Source organism: Aquabacter albus (genome assembly GCF_040049275.1).
In the GTDB taxonomy this organism is placed as follows: Bacteria; Pseudomonadota; Alphaproteobacteria; order Rhizobiales; family Xanthobacteraceae; genus Aquabacter.
Window position 1 is genome coordinate 34392 of sequence record NZ_JBDZDT010000010.1, and the last position, 18187, is coordinate 52578.

The 18187-nt window shown below is 65.0% G+C and carries 19 protein-coding genes; 12 read left to right on the forward strand and 7 right to left on the reverse strand.

Features of this window, described 5'->3' with window-relative positions; all coding sequences use genetic code 11:
• Positions 1–188: 188 nt before the first annotated feature.
• Positions 189–461, reverse strand: a complete 273-nt coding sequence (locus tag ABLE91_RS23535; RefSeq protein WP_348934834.1) for a hypothetical protein — start codon at positions 459–461, stop codon at positions 189–191.
• Between the two features lie 231 nt (positions 462–692).
• Between ABLE91_RS23535 and ABLE91_RS23540 the strand changes: the two genes are divergently transcribed.
• Positions 693–2132 carry an alpha/beta hydrolase gene (locus tag ABLE91_RS23540; protein ID WP_348935060.1) on the forward strand — a complete coding sequence of 480 codons (1440 nt, stop codon included), beginning with the start codon at positions 693–695 and terminating at the stop codon, positions 2130–2132.
• Between the two features lie 195 nt (positions 2133–2327).
• On the opposite strand, the gene ABLE91_RS23545 is transcribed toward ABLE91_RS23540, so the two are convergent.
• The 4 genes from ABLE91_RS23545 to ABLE91_RS23560 all read right to left on the reverse strand — a co-directional run bounded on the left by ABLE91_RS23545 (position 2328) and on the right by ABLE91_RS23560 (position 5157).
• Positions 2328–2600, reverse strand: a complete 273-nt coding sequence (locus tag ABLE91_RS23545; RefSeq protein ID WP_348934836.1) for a hypothetical protein — start codon at positions 2598–2600, stop codon at positions 2328–2330.
• 212 nt (positions 2601–2812) lie between these two features.
• Positions 2813–3808: a Bug family tripartite tricarboxylate transporter substrate binding protein gene (locus ABLE91_RS23550; protein ID WP_348934837.1), complete on the reverse strand. Its 996-nt coding sequence runs from the start codon at positions 3806–3808 to the stop codon at positions 2813–2815.
• A gap of 109 nt (positions 3809–3917) precedes the next feature.
• Positions 3918–4853: a DUF72 domain-containing protein gene (locus ABLE91_RS23555; RefSeq protein WP_348934838.1), complete on the reverse strand. Its 936-nt coding sequence runs from the start codon at positions 4851–4853 to the stop codon at positions 3918–3920.
• A gap of 49 nt (positions 4854–4902) precedes the next feature.
• Positions 4903–5157: a DUF2934 domain-containing protein gene (locus ABLE91_RS23560; protein WP_348934839.1), complete on the reverse strand. Its 255-nt coding sequence runs from the start codon at positions 5155–5157 to the stop codon at positions 4903–4905.
• 309 nt (positions 5158–5466) lie between these two features.
• Between ABLE91_RS23560 and ABLE91_RS23565 the strand changes: the two genes are divergently transcribed.
• The 8 genes from ABLE91_RS23565 (at position 5467) to ABLE91_RS23600 (ending at position 14103) form a co-directional block, all read left to right on the forward strand.
• Positions 5467–7089: an ABC transporter substrate-binding protein gene (locus ABLE91_RS23565; protein WP_348934840.1), complete on the forward strand. Its 1623-nt coding sequence runs from the start codon at positions 5467–5469 to the stop codon at positions 7087–7089.
• A 247-nt stretch (positions 7090–7336) separates the two neighbouring features.
• Entirely contained in the window at positions 7337–8350 is a 1014-nt protein-coding gene (locus ABLE91_RS23570; protein WP_348934841.1) for an ABC transporter permease, read from the forward strand.
• Positions 8347–9237, forward strand: a complete 891-nt coding sequence (locus ABLE91_RS23575) for an ABC transporter permease (protein WP_348934842.1) — start codon at positions 8347–8349, stop codon at positions 9235–9237. Before ABLE91_RS23570 ends, ABLE91_RS23575 begins: the two co-directional genes overlap by 4 nt.
• Before the next feature lie 11 nt (positions 9238–9248).
• Entirely contained in the window at positions 9249–11120 is a 1872-nt protein-coding gene (locus ABLE91_RS23580; protein ID WP_348934843.1) for a dipeptide ABC transporter ATP-binding protein, read from the forward strand.
• 186 nt (positions 11121–11306) lie between these two features.
• Positions 11307–11531, forward strand: a complete 225-nt coding sequence (locus ABLE91_RS23585; protein ID WP_348934845.1) for an AtzG-like protein — start codon at positions 11307–11309, stop codon at positions 11529–11531.
• Positions 11528–12952, forward strand: coding sequence for an AtzE family amidohydrolase (locus ABLE91_RS23590; protein WP_348934846.1), 1425 nt, complete (start codon positions 11528–11530; stop codon positions 12950–12952). The genes ABLE91_RS23585 and ABLE91_RS23590 overlap by 4 nt, the downstream gene beginning before the upstream one ends.
• A gap of 9 nt (positions 12953–12961) precedes the next feature.
• The gene (hpxZ, locus tag ABLE91_RS23595) at positions 12962–13348 is read left to right on the forward strand and encodes an oxalurate catabolism protein HpxZ (protein WP_348934848.1); all 387 of its coding nucleotides are present in this window, start codon (positions 12962–12964) and stop codon (positions 13346–13348) included.
• Between the two features lie 41 nt (positions 13349–13389).
• Entirely contained in the window at positions 13390–14103 is a 714-nt protein-coding gene (locus ABLE91_RS23600) for a GntR family transcriptional regulator (RefSeq protein WP_348934849.1), read from the forward strand.
• A gap of 10 nt (positions 14104–14113) precedes the next feature.
• On the opposite strand, the gene ABLE91_RS23605 is transcribed toward ABLE91_RS23600, so the two are convergent.
• A complete protein-coding gene (locus tag ABLE91_RS23605; protein WP_348934850.1) occupies positions 14114–14554 on the reverse strand; it encodes a hypothetical protein in 441 nt (146 codons plus the stop codon).
• Positions 14555–14766: 212 nt separating this feature from the next.
• Here ABLE91_RS23605 and ABLE91_RS23610 point away from each other — a divergent pair, with 212 nt between their 5' ends.
• From ABLE91_RS23610 to ABLE91_RS23620, 3 genes are all read left to right on the forward strand, one after another.
• Positions 14767–15072, forward strand: a complete 306-nt coding sequence (locus ABLE91_RS23610) for a hypothetical protein (RefSeq protein WP_348934852.1) — start codon at positions 14767–14769, stop codon at positions 15070–15072.
• A gap of 86 nt (positions 15073–15158) precedes the next feature.
• Complete coding sequence (locus ABLE91_RS23615) at positions 15159–16406, forward strand: Hsp70 family protein (RefSeq protein WP_348934854.1); 1248 nt, start codon at positions 15159–15161, stop codon at positions 16404–16406.
• 357 nt (positions 16407–16763) lie between these two features.
• Positions 16764–17171, forward strand: coding sequence for a YybH family protein (locus ABLE91_RS23620; RefSeq protein WP_348934856.1), 408 nt, complete (start codon positions 16764–16766; stop codon positions 17169–17171).
• A 75-nt stretch (positions 17172–17246) separates the two neighbouring features.
• On the opposite strand, the gene ABLE91_RS23625 is transcribed toward ABLE91_RS23620, so the two are convergent.
• The gene (locus ABLE91_RS23625) at positions 17247–18107 is read right to left on the reverse strand and encodes a hypothetical protein (protein WP_348934857.1); all 861 of its coding nucleotides are present in this window, start codon (positions 18105–18107) and stop codon (positions 17247–17249) included.
• Positions 18108–18187 lie beyond the last annotated feature (80 nt).

The following is an 18187-nucleotide window of genomic DNA, read 5'->3' on the forward strand; positions in this document are numbered from 1 at the left end:
ATACGTTCTGAATAATGGCGCGTATGCACTGTGTTTTCTCGGTCAAAGATCGTGCATTCCAGCGTATAAAAATTGAGCAAATTGCTTTCTTTCAGGGCGAATAACTGCGCGTGGGAGAAGGGCAGCCCGTCTTTCCGGGAGGAATGTCCGGTTTCCGAAAGAAGAGACGAAGGCCGGGGCCGTTCCAGCTAGGTCACCATCCGGTGGGCCAGCTTCATCGCCTGCGCGAGGAACGTCAGCCACAGGACCTCGTCCCAGTGGTTGAAGCCCGTCGGGCTCAGTCCCTTCTCCAGCAATAGCGCGATGCCCGCCGTGAACAGGGCATAAAGGGAAAGCCACCCGCCGAGGCTGGCCAGATAGCTCTCCCGGGTGAGGACGGCGAAGACCGCCGCGCATGCGAGCTTCAGCCAGAAACGGCCAATGGTCGCGCGGGACTTGTCGTCCAAGGCGGTGAGCAACATTCCGACCTCCTTGCCGCCCTTGAAGGCTGTTGCGCGAGGAGGTGTCTCATAGTGCGCCCGCCCATAAATCTTCGATGGTGTTTGATGGGCGGGCAGATAAGGAAGCCATCATTTCGCGGGTTGCGCCGCCGCTGGCGCTGCGGCGCGCGCCGGGATAAGCGTGAGCCGGGCGGCTTGGCGCGCGTTGCAGCGTGAGGCCGGATCAAGGCGGGGAGGGCGGTCAGCTTGCGTGTGTGGAACTTCTTGAAGCGCCTGGTGATCTTCGTCGCTCTGGCGGTCGTCGCCCTGCTGGTCTTCCGCACCGTCGACGTGCTGCGCGGACCGCCGCTGGAGCTCTGGCACACCTACGTCCCGCGTGAGCCGAGCATTGCCGAGATCGATCAGTCCGACTGGGCCGGCTATCTCGCCACCGAAGCCCGCCTCTTCGCGGATGTGAAGGCCAACGTTACCGACAAGCTGCCCCCGCAGGAGCGCACTCCACTCAATCGTTATTTCTCGAGCAGTCCGATCTATCCCGAGCGCTTCGCGCAGGATTGGAACCGCTCATTTGAGATCGCGCCCGAAGGGCTGGTGCGCGGCGCCGCCGTTTTCCTGCACGGGCTCACGGATTCCCCCTACAGCCTGCGCCATTTCGCGAAGCTCTACGCCGCGAAGGGCTTCGTCTCCATCGGCATCCGCCTGCCGGGGCACGGCCTCGTGCCGGGCGCGCTGACCAACATCACCTGGCCGGACTGGATGGCCGCGGTCCGCCTTGCGGTGCGCGAGGCGCGCCGGCGCGCGGGGCCGGGCGCGCCCATCCAGCTGGTGGGCTATTCCAACGGCGCCGCGCTGGCGCTCATGTACACGCTCGATGCGCTGGACGACGCGAAGCTGGAGCGACCGGAGCGGGTGGTTCTGGTCTCGCCCATGGTGGGGATCACCCCGTTCGCACGCTATGCAGGGCTCGCCGCAATACCGGCCATGGTCCCCGCCTTCGCCCAGGCGGCGTGGCTGGGCATCATGCCGGAATACAATCCGTTCAAATACAATTCCTTCCCGGTGAACGCGGCACGGCAGTCCTACCTGCTCACCCAGGTGCTCCAGGACAATATTGCGCGCCATGCCGCCGTCATGGACCGCATGCCGCCGGTCCTCTCCTTCCAGTCCGTGGTGGACGAGACGGTGAGCACCGAGGCCATCATCACCCATCTCCATGCCCAGCTGTCGCCGGGCCGCAGCGAACTGGTGCTGTTCGACCTCAACCGGAATGCGGAGCTGGCGTCCCTGGTGAACACCGCGTCCGACACCGCGCTGGAGCGCCTGTTGCCGGCGGCGCCGCGGCGGTTCAAGACCACCGTCATCACCAACCGCTCCGCTTCGCAGGCGCAGGTGGAGGCGCGGGTGACGGAGGCCGGGCAGACGGAGGTGACGCGCCAGCCGCTGGACCTTGCCTATCCGCGCTCGGTCTATTCGCTGTCCCACGTGGCCATGCCGTTCCCGCTGGCGGACGGGCTCTATGGGCTCCAGCCGGATCCTCTGGACAATTTCGGCATCAACCTCGGCAACATCGTCATGCGGGGCGAGCGGGACGTGCTCACCGTCAGCCTCGACGTGCTGATGCGCATGTCGTCCAACCCGTTCCTTCCCTACATGATGGACCGGGTCTCGCAGGGTATTCCCCCAGCGCCCTGACGATCGGCTGTGCCGCGGAGAGAGGTCTCGAAGGCGTCGGCGGGCATGAGGCGGGCGAACAGGTAGCCCTGCGCCTCCTCGCACTGCCGTTCGCTAAGGAGTTTTGCCTGAACATCAGTACAAAAATGCCGCCGCCCCGGATGCACGGGGCAGCCGGGGCGGCGTCGAGGGGGACGGCAAAACAGGTCTCGCGTGTCACATCACGCGGGGCTGGGATCCGGGGGTGAGTTTCATCGCTTCGGCGAAGGTCTCGAAAGCGCGCCAAGCGCGGCGTTTCAGGTCGGGCCGGCAGGCCGACTCCATCTGGTCGAGAAGCATTTCGGCATGTTCGCCGACAGGATGGCCACGCATGAAGGTGGCCGCGTCCTCCAGTGACCTTAGGACAATACTGGAACCGGAGACGGCGATTTTTAACGGGGGCAGGGGCTCGGCATTATGGCGGGACTCAATCACGTTGGCGTCCTCCATCTTATCCGCCACCCTCAACGGGCAGCGTATTGGTGGTTCTTCCATGCCAAGTCCGACCTTGCGGACGGACGGGAACATAGGCGGGAGGTGCGGGCCGGGACAAAACACCCCCTTAATGCCCGCTGACGGCTTGAACCGTGTCTGCCGGGGAAGGTTCCAAACTTTTTTTGCCGCGCCGGCTTTTTTTGCCGACGCGGCGGGGTTCCGTTGGATCAGTCGACCTTGGCGCCGGAGGCCTTTACCACCTTGGCCCACTTATCGGTTTCGCTTTTGACGAAAGTGCCGAATTCGGCCGGCGTCATGGGGCGCATCTCGGCGCCGACTTCCGCATAGCGCTGCTTCACCGCCGGGTCCTGAAGCGCCTTCAGCACCTCGGCGTTGAGCTTATCCACCACCTCCTTGGGCGTGCCGGCGGGGGCGAACAAAGCGAACCAGCTTGAAGCCTCGAAGCCGGGAACACCGCTTTCCGCGATGGTCGGAACGTCGGGCAGAGCGGGCGAGCGCTGGGCGGAGGTGACCGCGATGGGCCGCAGCGCGCCGGCGCGGATCTGGCCGATGGAGGAGGGGAGGTTGTCGAACATCACGTCCACCTGTCCGCCCACGAGGTCGTTTACCGCCGGGCCCGAGCCGCGATAGGGCACGTGGACGAGATCGACCCCCGCGGCCTGCTTGAACATTTCGCCGGAGAGGTGGATCGACGTGCCGTTGCCGGAGGATGCCATGGTGAGCGGCGGCTTGGCCGCCTTCGCCTCGGCGATGAACTCCTGCACCGTCTTCGCCTTCACTTTCTGCGGGTTCACCTCCAGCACGTTCGGTACGCCGGCCACGAAGGCGACGGGCACGAAATCCTTGATGTGGTCGTAGGGCATCTTGACGTAGAGGCTGGGATTGATGGCGTGGGTGCCCACCGTGCCCATGACGAGCGTGTAGCCGTCCGGGTCCGAGCGCGCGACGCCCTCCGTGCCGGTATTGCCGCCCGCACCCGCCTTGTTCTCGATGATGAATTGCTGGCCGAGCGCCCTGGTGAGCCGGTCGGCCATGAGGCGGGCGAAAATGTCCGTGGTCCCGCCGGCCGGGAAGGGCACGACCATGTGCACCGGCTTGGTCGGGTAGTCCGCTGCACTGGCGCCGACCGGGGCGGCAAGGCTGAGCATCAGAGCCGCCGCGCAGGACAAGGCAAAGGCTGGCGGGTGGGTCAACATCCGCATGGGCTTCCTCCAATCGAGCGTTCTTGGTTTTTCGGCGCTCGTAGAGGAAGTGTGGCACACTTTTTCCGCGTGCTCACGCTTCGCCATCGGTTTTGAAGCGGCATTGCCGTCAAGCCCGGGCATGGCCCTCCGTGGCCGTCCGCATGGTGTCCACTGAGATCTCCTGCCCGCCCGGCTCCTGGCCCAGCAGCCGCATCAGGAACTGGGCATCCTCCGGGGCATGCAGCTTGTCGGTGTTGTCGAAATAGAGGAACACGTCGCGCTTCTTGCGGTCGGCTCTCGTGGGGGCGATGAAGCGGCCGTCCTTCATGGCGCGCCCGCTGGTCCAGGCCTTCACCCGCTTGGCCCAGCGCTCCAATGCCTCGGGCGCGTAGCGACTGCGGTAAAGCTCCTCGGAACCGTGCAGCCGGCAATAGACGAAGTCGTCGGCGGTGAGGTCCATCCGGCAGGGATAGGACACGGTGTCAGCGATGACGAACGCCACCTTGTGGTGCCGGAGCAGGTCCACAAAGGCGGGCACCAGAAAGCTCTCGTGCCGGATCTCCACCGCATGGCGCAGCGCGTGATCGCGCCCCGTTCCGAGGAAAGCGCGGCCGTTCATGCGTTCATCGTGCTTGCGGGAGAGATGGGCGGCCGCGTCGCTGTCCGCCGGCAGGAGCTTGAGGAAATCCTCGAACAGCTTCTCGTCGAACTGGAAGCTGGGGGGAAACTGCCAGAGCAGCGGCCCAAGCTTTCCGCCCAGCTTCAGCACGCCCGAGGCGAAGAAATTGGCGAGCGGCGGCAATGGCTCCCGCAGCCGCTTGATGTGGGTGAGGAAGCGAGGGCCCTTCACCGAGAAGAGGAAGTCGTCCGGTGTCTCCTCCGCCCACCGCTCGAACGTGCTGGGCCGCTGGAGGCCGTAGAAGGTGCCGTTCACCTCGATGGAGCGAAACACCTCCGCCGCGAAGGAAAGCTCCCGCTTGATGCCGAGGCCCTTGGGGTAGAAGGCACCGCGCCAGGGCTTGTAGGTCCAGCCGGAAATGCCGATGCGGATGTTTGCGGGCATGGGCGCCGTCACTGGATGTGCGCTGGAGCGCGTGTTCACGGGTCGGAGGTCATCGGCGCGGAATGTTCATCTCGCCCTGGTCGGTGAGGGTTGGGAATTCCCCCTGGTTCTCCAAGACTTCCGCCGGTTCGGCCGGCGGCGCGCCGCTGCCGCGGACAGGACGGGTGGTGGACAGATAGGAGTCTTCCTGGGCCACCAGCTCCTTGGCGAGCTCGCGATAGATGTCTTCGCGCCCCTCCGGCTTTCCATCCTCCATCCAGAGCTGGAGCGCCTTGTTCTGGATTCGGGTTTCGCGGTCCGTCATGGCTTGCCTCCCGGCAATTGCTCTCTCCGGAGAGAAAACGCCCGCCCCTGGCGGGCCGTTCCGCGCCTGCGCGGCAGGCACGGGCCTGATGCTGCCGCATGGGAATTGGGCAAATGCTGGAGGGATGATTGCATGCAATGTGCACTCATATGCTGAAGTAATCAGCAGAATGGCCTGTTGGAGCCAGGGATCAACTCTCCCAGAACACAGCTATACAACTGGAAAATAACGATATTCCAAAATCGGTATGCAATTGGCACGGTGTTTGAATGAGAAGGGATCGACAGCCGCTCCAGATGGGGGATTTCGATGAACCGCCGTGAATTCCTGCAGTCCGCTTCCGCCACCGCCGTCGCCACCGGAACCGGGGTCGCCGCTCCCTCCGTGTTTTCCCCCGCCAAGGCCCAGGCGCGGAACGAGACCTTGCTCATCGTCTCCGAGAGCGGCCCCAACAATCTGGACGTGCAGGGCGTGGGCACCAATGTGCCCGGCTATGAGGTGAGCTGGAACAGCTACGACCGGCTCATCACCCATCCCATGAAGGATGTGAACGGCACCCAATATTATGACCGCGACAAGTTCGAGGGCCAGCTCGCCGAGGACATGAATGTCGGCGACATGTCGGTCACGTTCAAGCTGAAGAAGAACGCCACTTTCCATGACGGCACGAAGGTGACGGCCAAGGATGTGAAATGGTCCATGGACCGGGCGGTGAGCGTCGGTGGCTTCCCCACCTTCCAGATGAAGGCGGGCTCGCTGGAGAAGCCCGAGCAGTTCGTGGTGGTGGACGACAACACCTTCCGGGTCGATTTCATCCGCAAGGACCGGCTCACCATCCCCGACCTCGCGGTGGTGGTGCCGTGCATCATGAATTCCGAGCTGGTGAAGAAGAACGCCACCGCCCAGGACCCCTGGGGGCTCGAATATGCCAAGCAGAACACGGTGGGCTCGGGGCCCTACAAGGTTGCGAAATGGACCCCTGGAACTGAGGTCGTCTTCGAGCGCAACGATGCCTGGGTGGGCGGCCCCACCCCGAAGATGAAGCGGGTGATCTGGCGCATGGTGCCCTCCGCCGGCAACCGCCGGGCGCTCCTGGAGCGCGGCGACGCCGACATCTCCTACGACCTGCCGAACAAGGATTTCGTGGAGCTGAAGGAGAGCGGCAAGCTCACCATCATCTCGACCCCCTATTCCAACGGCCTGCAATATATGGGCATGAACGTGACGAAGCCGCCCTTCGACAATCCGAAGGTGCGCCTCGCCATGGCCTATGCCATGCCCTACCAGAAGATCATGGACGCGGTGCTGTTCGGCCTCTCCAAGCCCATGTTCGGCGCGCCGGCGGAGGCCAAGACCGAGGTGCACTGGCCGCAGCCCACCAAGTACGTGACCGACCTCACCAAGGCGAAGGCGCTGCTGGCCGAGGCGGGCTATCCCAACGGGTTCGAGACCGACATCTCCTTCGACCTGGGCTTTGCCGGCGTCAACGAGCCGCTCGCCATCCTGGTGCAGGAGAATTTGGGCCAGATCGGCATCAAGACCACCATCAACAAGATCCCGGGCGCGAACTGGCGCACAGAATTGAACAAGAAGACGATGCCATTCTTCACCAATGTCTTCTCGGGCTGGCTCGATTATCCGGAATACTTCTTCTTCTGGTGCTATCACGGGCAGAATTCCGTGTTCAACACCATGAGCTACCAGTCCAAGGCCATGGATGCCTTCATCGACGGCGCCCGCGCCGCCGCCGCCACTGGCGACAAGGCCGCCTATGACAGCGACATCAAGGGCATGGTGGACCTCGCCTTCGCCGACGTGCCGCGCATCCCGCTGTTCCAGCCCTACGTGAACGTGGCCATGCAGAAGAACGTGACGGGGTACCAGTATTGGTTCCACCGGCGCCTCGCCTACGCGCCGTTCTCCAAGGGGTGAGGAGGCGCTGAAGGGCGCGAGATGGACCCCCTCTCCCGCTTGCGGGGGAGGGGGGGGAAGGGGCAGATACGACCTCTCCCGATGTCCCGGCTCTTCCGGCCTGCGGCCGGCCCCCTCCCTAGCCCTCCCCCGCAAGCGGGAGAAGGAACGCACTTAGAGGTGAGGGCGCGCCATCGTCTGGCGCCGTCCTTGCATCCAGGACCATGGATCCAGGCAAAAGCACCTTCGCTGAGAGGAGGAGGCCGTCATGCTGAAGCTGATCGGAAGCCGTCTCGCCACCGCCGTACCGAGCCTGATCGGGGTGGTGATCGTGACCTTCCTTCTCACCCGGGTTCTGCCCGGCGACACGGCGGCCTATTTCGCCGGCCCCGCCGCGACCCCGCAGGCCATCGCCGAGATCCGCACCAAGCTCGGCCTCGACAAGCCGCTCCCCGCCCAGTTCGCGGACTATGTGGCTGCGCTCGCCAAGGGCGACCTCGGCTCCTCCCTCTCCACCGGCCAGCCGGTGGCGAAGGAGATCGCGACCCGGCTTCCCGCCTCCGCCGAATTGACCCTGGCCGGGCTCATCCTGGCGCTCGTGATCGCCATTCCCTACGGCATCGCGGCCGCGGTGAAGCAGGGCACGTGGATCGACCATTCCTGCCGCATCATCACCACGGCGGGCGTCTCCCTGCCGGTCTTCTTCACCGGCCTGCTGCTGGTCTACATCTTCTATTTCAAGCTCGGCTGGGCGCCCGCGCCGCTGGGGCGGCTCGATGCCTTCGCCACCGCGCCGCCCGAGGTCACCGGCTTCTACCTCATCGACAGCCTCATCGCGGGCGACCTTGAGACCTTCCGCGCCGCCGCCGCGCAATTGGTGATCCCGGCCATCACCCTGGCCATCTTCGCCCTCGCCCCCATCGCCCGCATGACGCGCGCCTCCATGCTGGCGGTGCTCTCCTCCGAGTTCGTGCGCACGGCACGGGCGGCGGGGCTCACGCCCTACAAGGTGATCATCGTCTATGCGTTCCGGAATGCCATGCTCCCCGTGATCACCACGCTGGGCATGGTGTTCTCCTTCCTGCTCGGCGCCAATGTGCTGGTGGAGAAGGTGTTCGCCTGGCCGGGCATCGGCTCCTATGCGGTGGAGGCGCTCATAACCTCCGATTTCGCGCCGGTGCAGGGCTTCGTCCTCGCCATGGCGGTCCTCTACATCCTCCTCAACCTCCTGATCGACATCGCCTATGGCATCATCGATCCGCGCGCCCGGAGCGAAGCATGACCCTCGCTAGTCCGGCGGACGCCCCGCGTCCCGCAGGCGGCCTCGCCGCCACCCTGAAGCACGCCCAGTACGTGATCTCGGACAATCCGGTCACGGGCCTCGCCTTCGGCATGTTCCTGGTGCTGGTGGTGTGCGCGCTGCTGGGGCCGTTCATCGTCCCCTATGATCCGCTCGCCTCCAACACCGCCATGGCGCTGAAGCCGCCCTCCTGGGCGCACTGGTTCGGCACCGACCAATTGGGCCGCGACATCTTCTCCCGCGTCGTGGTCGCCACCCGGCTGGACATGGGCATCGCCGTCTTCTCGGTGGCCCTCGTCTTCGCGGCGGGGGGCATTGCCGGCATCGCTTCCGGCTTCTTCGGCGGGTGGACGGACCGCATCATCGGACGCATCTCCGACACCATCATGGCCTTCCCGCTGTTCGTGCTGGCCATGGGCATTGTGGCGGCGCTGGGCAATACGGTGACCAACATCGTCATCGCCACCGCCATCATCAATTTCCCGCTTTATGTGCGCGTCGCCCGCTCGGAGGCGCAGGTGCGCCGGCAGGCGGGGTTCGTGCAGGCCGCAAGGCTCACGGGCAATTCCGAGTGGCGCATCCTGCTCACGCAGATCCTGCCCAACATCATGCCCATCATGATGGTGCAGATGTCGCTCACCATGGGCTACGCCATCCTCAACGCGGCGGGCCTGTCCTTCATCGGCCTCGGCGTGCGCCCGCCCACGGCGGAATGGGGGATCATGGTGGCGGAGGGCGCCTCCTACATCATCTCAGGCGAATGGTGGATCGCCCTGTTCCCCGGCCTCGCGCTCATGTTCGCGGTGTTCTGCTTCAACCTGCTGGGCGACGGTCTGCGCGACATCGTCGATCCCCAGCGCCGCACCTGATGGAGGCCCGCATGCATGGCGTCATCGACCCGGCCGTGGCCGGCGTGCTCGCCCCCTCCGAGGAGCCCCACGGCAAGCTGCTGGAGGTGAAGGACCTCACGGTGGAGTTCGCCACCCGCAAGGGCATCGTGAAGGCGGTGAAACAGGTGAACCTCACGGTGGCCAAGGGCGAGACTCTGGGCATCGTGGGGGAGAGTGGCTCTGGCAAGTCAGTCACCTCCTATACGGTCATGCGCATCCTCGACCGGGTGGGGCGCATCGCGGAGGGCTCCATCGCCTTTTCCGGCATCGACCTCGCTCATGCGGGGGAGCGCCAGATGCGCGACCTGCGCGGACGCGAAATGTCCATGATCTTCCAGAACCCGCGCACGGCGCTGAACCCCATCCGCAAGGTGGGGCACCAGATCGGCGACGTGCTGCTCCATCATTTGCAGGCGCAGCCCTCCAACGTGAAAGAGAAGGTGATCGACATCCTCAACCAGGTGCGCATCGCCCGGCCCGAGGAGCGCTACCACGCCTATCCGTTCGAGCTTTCGGGCGGTATGTGCCAGCGCATCGTCATCGCCTTGGCGCTGGCGTGCCGCCCGCAGCTCATGATCGCGGATGAGCCGACGACCGGGCTCGATGTGACCACGCAGAAGGCGGTGATGGATCTGGTGACAGAGCTCACCCGCGAGCGGGGCATGTCCACCATCCTCATCACCCACGATCTCGGGCTCGCGGCCGCCTATTGCGACACCGTGATGGTGATGGAGAAGGGCGTGGTGGTGGAGACCGCGCCGGCAGAGCAGATTTTCCGCAACCCGCAGCATCCCTATACGCGCAAGCTGATGCGGGCGACGCCCCGGCCGGGGATCATGCTGCGGGATTTGCTGCCGGAGAGTGAGGTCCCGGCCGGCCCCCTCCCCAGCCCTCCCCCGCAAGCGGGAGAGGGAGTGGCTGTAGCGCTCGACGCTGATGGCGGCCCTTCAGAACTGAAAACCAATCCCGCCCTTAGCAACCCTCTCCCGCTTGCGGGGGAGGGCAGGGAGGGGGCCGCCGCGTCAGCGGCGCAACCCCTCCTCAAGGTGGAAAACCTCCTCAAGGAATACCCCCGCCAGGGCGCGCCCTCCGCTTTCCTCTCCTCCCTCTTCGGCAAGAAGCCGCCCGCCTCGGAGACCATCTTCCGCGCCGTGGACGGCATCTCCTTCGAGGTGAAGAAGGGCGAGAGCGTCGGCCTCGTGGGCGAGAGCGGATGTGGCAAGTCCACCACCTCCACCATCGTCATGCGGCTGATCGATCCCACGTCCGGCAAGATCACCTTCGACGGTGAGGATATCGGCGCCATCCCTGCCAAGGATTTCGCCCATCATCCCATGCGCAAGCGCATCCAGATGGTGTTCCAGGACCCCACCGAGAGTCTCAACCCGCGCTATACGGCGGCCCGCGCCATCGCCGACCCGCTGCTGCGCATGGCGGGCCTCAGTGGCGGCGCCAAGCTGCGCGCCAAGGTGGAGGAACTGGCCGGCATGGTGGGCCTGCCCGGCGACCTGCTCGACCGTTTCCCCCACCAGCTCTCCGGCGGCCAGAAGGCGCGCGTGGGCATCGCCCGCGCCATCGCGCTGAACCCGGACCTCGTGATCCTGGACGAGCCCACGGCGGCGCTCGACGTCTCCGTGCAGGCGGTGGTGCTGAACCTTCTGGAGGAGCTGAAGCAGACGCTCGGCATGAGCTATCTCTTCGTCTCGCACGACCTGCACGTGGTGAAGCTCTTGTGCGACCGGGTGATCGTCATGCGCCAGGGCCGCGTGGTGGAGGAGGGCACGTCCGATGAGGTTCTGGAGGCGCCCAAGGACGCCTATACCCGCGAGCTGATCGCCGCCATTCCCCATCCTCCGGTGTGAGGGGCGGCCTTCTTTGGAGCGTCCTCCCCGGGCTTGACCCGGGGATCTCCCGGGCCTCCGGGCGCGCGCCATCGGCACGAGATGCCCGGGTCAAGCCCGGGCATGACGAATGAAGAGGGGGTACGGTCGTTCCCTCCCCCGCAAGGGGGGAGGGGGAATTGTGCAATTGAATTGAGGGAGCGCTTCATGTCGGAACCGAAGACGCCGGAAAAGACCCCGATCCCCCCGCCCCATGACCGCGATCTCGAACGCCTCCTCGACGGGGCCATCGGCGTCTTCGACATTCCCATCGAGCCGGCATGGCACCGCGAGGCCATGGCCTATCTGCGCAACGTGGCGGACGCCGCTTCTTTCGTGATGACCTACGACCTCGGCGACGAGTTCGATCCCGCGCCGGTGTACCGCCCATGAGCGATCTTCTCGAACCCGCCGCGGAGGCCGCGCCCTTCGCCACCGCCCACGCCCACACCATCGCCGCCGCCGTGAAGGCGGGCGAGGTGACCGCCTGCGCGGTCCTTGAGGCAACACTCGCCCGCATCGCCGCGCTGGAGCCCAAGGTGAATTCCTTCACCGACGTGACCGTCGAGCGCGCCCGCGCCAAGGCGGATGCGGTGGATGCCGCCCGTGCGGCGGGCCAGGAACTGGGCCGGCTCGCCGGCGTGCCCTTCGCCGTGAAGAACCTGTTCGACATCGAGGGGCTGGCGACCCGCGCGGGCTCCAAGATCAACCGCGACCTTCCCCCTGCGCCCCGCGACGCCACCCTGGTGGAGCGGCTGGAGGCGGCGGACGCGGTGCTGGTGGGCGGGCTGAACATGGGCGAGTACGCCTATGATTTCACCGGCGAGAACGCCCATGACGGCCCCTCCCGCAACCCGCACAACCTGAACCACATGTCCGGCGGCTCCTCGGGCGGCTCGGGTTCGTCCGTGGCGTCCGGCGAGGTGCCGCTGGCGTTGGGGTCGGACACCAACGGCTCCATCCGCGTGCCCTCCGCGCTCTGCGGCATTTTCGGGCTGAAGCCCACCTTCGGCCGGCTCTCGCGGGCGCGCAGCTTTCCCTTCGTCTCCTCCCTCGACCATCTCGGCCCGTTCGCCCGCTGCCCCCAGGACCTCGCTTTGGCTTATGACGCCATGCAGGGGGAGGACATCGACGATCCCTCCCTCACGGCGCGACCCTACGAGCCCGTCGCGCCGACATTGGCTGAATGGCCGGAGGGCCTGCGCATCGCCGTGGCGGGCGGCTATTTCCGCGCCAAGGGCATGCCCGAATGCTTCGCCGCCGTGGACAAGGCGGCATCCGCTTTGGGCGTGGACCGCACCGTGGAGATCCCCGAGGCGGCCCGCGCCCGCGCCGCGGCCTATGTGATCACCGCCGCCGAGGGCGCGGCCCAGCATGCCCACCGCCTCCATGCCCGCCCGGGAGATTTCGACCCGGCGGTGCGCGACCGGCTGATCGCCGGCCTCGCTATCCCCTCCGCCTGGGTGATCGCGGCCCAGCGCTTCCGCCGGCACTTCCGGCTTGAGATGCTGAAGCTGTTCGAGGAGGTGGACGTGATCCTCGCCCCGTCCACACCCTGCCGCGCGCCCACGCTCGGGCAGAAGACTTTCGTGCTGGACGGCGAGACCCTGCTCGTGCGACCCAATCTCGGCCTCTTCACCCAGCCCATCTCCTTCATCGGCCTGCCGGTGGCGGCGGTGCCGGTCTTTATCGATGAGGGGCTGCCGCTCGGGGTGCAGGTGATCGCGCCGCCCTGGCGGGAGGATCTGGCCCTGCGCGTCGCGCATGCCCTGAGCGAGGTGGGTGCGGCCCGCGCGCCGGTGGCGAACCTGTGAGGAGTATCCGTGGAGATCAACCGTCCCGACGTGCTCGCGGAAGTGGAGCAAGCCTTCGCCCGTTACGAGGAAGCCCTCATCAACAATGACGTGGACGTGCTGGAAGACACCTTCCGCGATGATCCGGCGACCATCCGCTACGGCGCAGGCGAGAACCTCTACGGCATGGACGAGATCAAGGCCTTCCGCCGCGCCCGTTCGCCGGTGGGGCTGATGCGCACCCTCGAGCGCACCGTCATCACCACCTACGGCACCGATTTCGCCACCGCCTCCACCTTGTTCGCGCGCGACAACGCGCCGGGCAAGATCGGCCGCCAGCAGCAGAGCTGGGTGCGCTTTCCCGACGGCTGGAAGGTGGTGGCGGCCCATGTGAGCGTCATTCCCATTCCTGCCTGAAGCGCTTCGTCTCCCAAGAGAATCCCGGTAAATTCAACCTCATGAGCAGCGTTGTCTCCCAGAGCCTCGGCCCGGAGCGTCCGGCCCGTCCGCGCCGCCGGCGCGGGCCGGTCCGCAGCGTCACCCGCACCGAGGAACTGCGTCTCCAGATCGCCGACGACATCGTGCGCGGGCGCATCGCGCCGGGCACGGCGCTGGAGGAGATGGACGTGGCCAAGCGCTACGGCGTCTCCCGCACGCCGGTGCGCGAGGTGATCCGGGACCTGGCCGCCTCCGGCCTCGTGGAGACCCGCCCGCACCGCTCGGCCCTGGTAGCGAAGCCCACTCTGGAACGGCTGCGCGGCATGTTCGAAGTCATGGCGGAGTTGGAGGCGCTTTGCGCGGGACTATGCGCAGTCAATATGACCGCAACCGAGCGCGGCCAGCTTCAGGCCATCCATGCGGATCTTGCCGATCTCACCCGCCGGGGCGATGAGACCAATTACACCTTCCTCAATGACCGCTTCCACACCTTCCTCTATTCCGGCGCGCACAACGATTACCTCTGCGAACTGACCCTGGCGACCCGGGCGCGGCTTCAGCCTTTCCGCCGCGCCCAGTTCCGCACGCTCGGGCGCCTCGCGCTGTCCTATGCCGAGCACGACAAGGTGGTGACCGCCATCCTGCGCGGCGACAAGGCGGAAGCCGCCGCCGCCATGCGCAGCCATATCGTCACCGTCGAGCACGCCTACGAGCGCTACGCCGAGAGCGTGTGACGCCCGCGCCTCAATGGGTGGAGGCGCTGGAATTGGGCGCCTTTTCCGCGGGGGTCCGGGTGGACGTCCTGCGGGTCGCGGGCTTCGCCTTGGCGCGGGTGGTCGCAGGTTTTGCCGCAGCCGATTTTGCAGTGGCGGATTTCGCGACGGCCGTCTTGGCCGCCGCGGGGCGGCGGGTGGGGGCGGCCTTGCGGGTCTTGGCGGCGGTTGCCGATGCCCTGCGGGTGCGGCGGGGCTTGTCGGCGGCCGGCAGCGCGCGGGGCGCGGGGCGCTTGTCCTCAAGCGCCAGGAGGCTCCTATTGGCGCTCATGCGCCAGGCGAGGAGGCCGGCGCCCGCCAGCGCCAGGATGCCGAACAGCCCGCCCCGCTTGAGGCCCCAGGTGCCCATGGCCGTGGAGGCGAGCCCCGAGGCCCAGCGCTCGAATTCGTTCATGTCCCGATTGGAATTCATGTGCTTCTCCCTGACGCCGGCTGCCCTCCAGCACCGCGTCTTCAGGCACATAAGCCCCGGTGGCCGCTTCGGTTCCCGGCGGGAGCGCGGCGCTGGCGGCGGGGAGTGCCGCTGCGTGTGAATAAAATGCAACATTTGCGCGCGGCGGGACTTGAGCCAGCACAGGATGCTGCGTTTAAATCGCAGTCGATACGGAACCCTTACGAATCCAGATGATCCTTGCCGGGAGCGGCATTGGCCAGGGTGTGGTGATGAGCGCTGAGCGGCGCAATATGCTGAAGCTTGTGAAATCCGGGGAGCCCTACGGCGCCCCCGAGAGCCCCCTGGCGCCGCACTCCGAGGCGGAGCCGGCCATCACCGCCAAACTGGTGCTGGTGGCGCTGTTCATCGCGCTGGTGGCGACGGGGGTGAGCTACGGCTTCTTCGACTGGCTCGCCGCCTGGGTCCACGGCCTCGTCTTCCTCGCCGCCTTCGCCTTCATGCTGCTGTTCGGCCGGCGCATGGCCTGCAGCGACTGAGGCGCATATCCACGCCGCCCCTTGCGCTGCGCTGCAACATGGCCTAGCAAGCGCGCCCTTCCTTGAAGCATTTTCAGGAGCGAGCCATGGCGGCGTGCGGCCTCGATTTCGGCACTTCCAACACGACGCTGGGACTTCTCTCCGCACAGGGCCCGCGCCTCGCTCCCCTGGAAGGGCCGGCGGACACGCTGCCCAGCGCCATCTTCTATCCCCGCATCGGCGCGCCGGAGGTGGGCCGCGCGGCCATGGCGGCCTATGTGGGCGGCCACCAGGGCCGCCTTTTGCGCTCGCTGAAGGCGGTGCTCGGCTCCAGCCTCATGGATGAGACGACAGCCGTGGGCCGCCAGCGCCTCGGCTTTCGCGGCGTCATCGCCGCTTTCCTCGCCGAGGTGAAGGCGCGGGGCGAGGCGGCGGCCGGCGCGCCTCTGGAGGCCGTGGTGCTGGGCCGCCCGGTGCATTTCGTGGACGGGGACGAAGAGGGCGATGCCCGCGCCGAGGAGGTGCTGGGCACTATTGCCGCCGAGATCGGCTTTTCCACCCGCTCGTTCCAGTTCGAGCCCATCGCCGCGAGCCTCGATTATGAGCGGCAGGTGACGCGCGAGGAACTGGCGCTCATCGCCGATATCGGCGGCGGCACGTCGGATTTTTCCATCGTCCGCCTCTCGCCCGAGCGGCGGGGCCGGCAGGAGCGGGCGGGCGACATCCTCGCCAATGACGGCGTGCGCATCGGCGGCACGGATTTCGACCGGGGGCTCTCGCTCGGCATGGTGATGCCGCTGCTCGGCCACGGCTCGGCGCTGAAGCGCGCCGGCCTCTCCATGCCCGCCGCGCTCTACCAGGACCTCGCCACCTGGTCCGCCATCAACCGGCTCTATGATTCAAAGGTCCACCGCACCATCCGCGAACTGGAGCGCGACGCCGCCCACCCGGAAAAGGTCGCCCGCCTCGCCCGCGTGGTCGCCGAGGAGCGCGGCCATTCCCTCGCTCTGGCGGCCGAGGCGGCGAAGATCGAAGTGGCCGAGGCGGGCCGCACCGCGCTCGATCTGCAATGGCTGGAGGCGGGGCTGTCCGTGGGCATCGCCCATGAGGATCTGGTGGCCCATACCGGCCTTCTGGCGGAGCGCATCGCTGCCCGCATCCACGGCTGCCTGAAGGCGGCGGGGGTGAACGCGGACGATATCGACGCGCTGTTCCTCACCGGCGGCTCCACCCGCCTTGCCCATGTGCGCGCGGCCATCATCGCCACCGTGCCGGGGGCGAAGATCGCGGAAGGCGACACGTTCGGCTCCGTGGGCATGGGCCTCGCCATCGAGGCGGGCCGCCGCTACGGGTGAGGGGGTGCGCTGAAGCCCTGCGGCGGCATTCCCTCACTCCTTGAGGGACCGCTGCGATACGTCCGAGGGGAAGCGGCTTAGCTTTTCACCTCTCCCCGAGGGGGAGAGGTCGGCTGCGCAGCAGCCGGGTGAGGGGGCTCCGGCGGTTCAGGACTTGAGAGAGTGGCTCCCCCTCACCCCAGCCCTCTCCCCCTCGGGGAGAGGGAGGACCGCGCTTTCCTTCAGGCTGCTTGCAATATCGCAATGGCCCCCTTGAGAGGAGGGCGCGCCTTCCTCCGCCGCCGGACATGATCTGGCCCCCGGGAACCCGCGCCGCATCATCCGCCTTTCATCCTTCACTCAGCCAAGGAGGGTGACATGGCCGAAGCGGATGAGGAGCGCGTCCGGGACATCATCAGGGCCTGGGCATCCGCCGTGGAGGCGGGGGACCGTCGCGGCATCCTCTCGCGCCACGCGGAGGACGTGCTGATGTTCGACTTTCCCAACACCGTGCGGGGCCTCGACGCCTATGCCGAGACCTGGGATTTCTTCTATGCCGAGCCGCTGGACCCCATTGTCTTCCGCCCCGGCGAGATCGCGGTGACCGCCGGCAGCGACGTCGCGTTTGCCACCTGCGAGGTCCATTGCGACGGCACTTCCGCCGGGCCGCTGGACTTCCGCCTCACCGTGGGCCTCACGAAGCAGGAGGGCGACTGGATCATCACCCACGAGCACCATTCCGTGCCCACGGTGGAGGAACGGTTCATCCTGGATGAGGAGGAGTAGAGGAGAGGGCAGCGCGCACTGCCCCACATCTTCTTCAGGAATTTCGGACAACAAGTACGTTATTTAATTCAGGAACTAATCTCCCCCTTCAAGTAAGAATATGTTGTGAACTTCTTCACTATTTCCATAGTTCATTTGCAATCCACTGTATATTTCTGTGAAAATACGTTTCATGCAAGTAATGCTCTCGGCAAGGTATTTCCCATCAACTATCAGTTTTTCACCTAGTTTTGCTCTAGAAAGATCTCTGCACTTAAATATATACGTATCATTTGCACATCCATCTCCATGGATATACGTGTCTCGTGTGGCTTTTATTTCCACGAATGATTTCCAGACATCCTCAGGAAGAGAGAATCCAAGTATAGAATTCAAGTATGTAAAATAATTGGCGGGAGAGGCATATAATGCATCGCGAACGCGATGGTTAATTTTTCCTGCTATGATTTCATCCAAGTTGCCCGCTTTTAAAATATCTCGCATATCAACCGATAATGATCCTGAATCGGCTACTGCGTTCCCTTTAGTTGATACGAGTATCTTCTCTGGATATGCCTTTATAATACGAATTAACGTTCTAGATATGTAATCCTCAGTTAATGAAATAGAAAATACTAAGGATTGTAAATATTCTTTGTTTCCAATTCTCTCGTTTATAATTCGTAAAACGTCATTAACGCTCCGAGATATATTTCCAATCTTTCCCTTTGCGGTGGGTGCTGAAATATGAAATCGATCTTTATTATCTCTCTTCGCTCTCTCAACATCTTCAAGAACCATCTTTAATCCTTTTATAGATAGTTCCGTTTCAATAAAAATATTATTTATTTTCTTTAATTGAGCTTTATTATCTAAGCGAAAAAAATCGCGGTTTATCATAGATTTGTAATTGTTATCTATTTTCGATTCATCTTTACTTTTTGACATCTGTTTCACCTAGTCGGGTCTGGCACTTAGTTTAATGCGGTAGCAGGGTAATTGCAACTATTTGATGCATTTGCAAATCACGGTAATAG

Coding starts and splice junctions, on each gene's coding strand:
- ABLE91_RS23535 (WP_348934834.1), bottom strand. CDS start 461: ATGTTGCTCACCGCCTTGGACGACAAGTCCCGCGCGACCATTGGCCGT.
- ABLE91_RS23545 (WP_348934836.1), bottom strand. CDS start 2,600: ATGGAGGACGCCAACGTGATTGAGTCCCGCCATAATGCCGAGCCCCTG.
- ABLE91_RS23550 (WP_348934837.1), bottom strand. CDS start 3,808: ATGCGGATGTTGACCCACCCGCCAGCCTTTGCCTTGTCCTGCGCGGCG.
- ABLE91_RS23555 (WP_348934838.1), bottom strand. CDS start 4,853: ATGCCCGCAAACATCCGCATCGGCATTTCCGGCTGGACCTACAAGCCC.
- ABLE91_RS23560 (WP_348934839.1), bottom strand. CDS start 5,157: ATGACGGACCGCGAAACCCGAATCCAGAACAAGGCGCTCCAGCTCTGG.
- ABLE91_RS23565 (WP_348934840.1), top strand. CDS start 5,467: ATGAACCGCCGTGAATTCCTGCAGTCCGCTTCCGCCACCGCCGTCGCC.
- ABLE91_RS23570 (WP_348934841.1), top strand. CDS start 7,337: ATGCTGAAGCTGATCGGAAGCCGTCTCGCCACCGCCGTACCGAGCCTG.
- ABLE91_RS23575 (WP_348934842.1), top strand. CDS start 8,347: ATGACCCTCGCTAGTCCGGCGGACGCCCCGCGTCCCGCAGGCGGCCTC.
- ABLE91_RS23580 (WP_348934843.1), top strand. CDS start 9,249: ATGCATGGCGTCATCGACCCGGCCGTGGCCGGCGTGCTCGCCCCCTCC.
- ABLE91_RS23585 (WP_348934845.1), top strand. CDS start 11,307: ATGTCGGAACCGAAGACGCCGGAAAAGACCCCGATCCCCCCGCCCCAT.
- ABLE91_RS23590 (WP_348934846.1), top strand. CDS start 11,528: ATGAGCGATCTTCTCGAACCCGCCGCGGAGGCCGCGCCCTTCGCCACC.
- ABLE91_RS23600 (WP_348934849.1), top strand. CDS start 13,390: ATGAGCAGCGTTGTCTCCCAGAGCCTCGGCCCGGAGCGTCCGGCCCGT.
- ABLE91_RS23605 (WP_348934850.1), bottom strand. CDS start 14,554: ATGAATTCCAATCGGGACATGAACGAATTCGAGCGCTGGGCCTCGGGG.
- ABLE91_RS23610 (WP_348934852.1), top strand. CDS start 14,767: ATGATCCTTGCCGGGAGCGGCATTGGCCAGGGTGTGGTGATGAGCGCT.
- ABLE91_RS23615 (WP_348934854.1), top strand. CDS start 15,159: ATGGCGGCGTGCGGCCTCGATTTCGGCACTTCCAACACGACGCTGGGA.
- ABLE91_RS23620 (WP_348934856.1), top strand. CDS start 16,764: ATGGCCGAAGCGGATGAGGAGCGCGTCCGGGACATCATCAGGGCCTGG.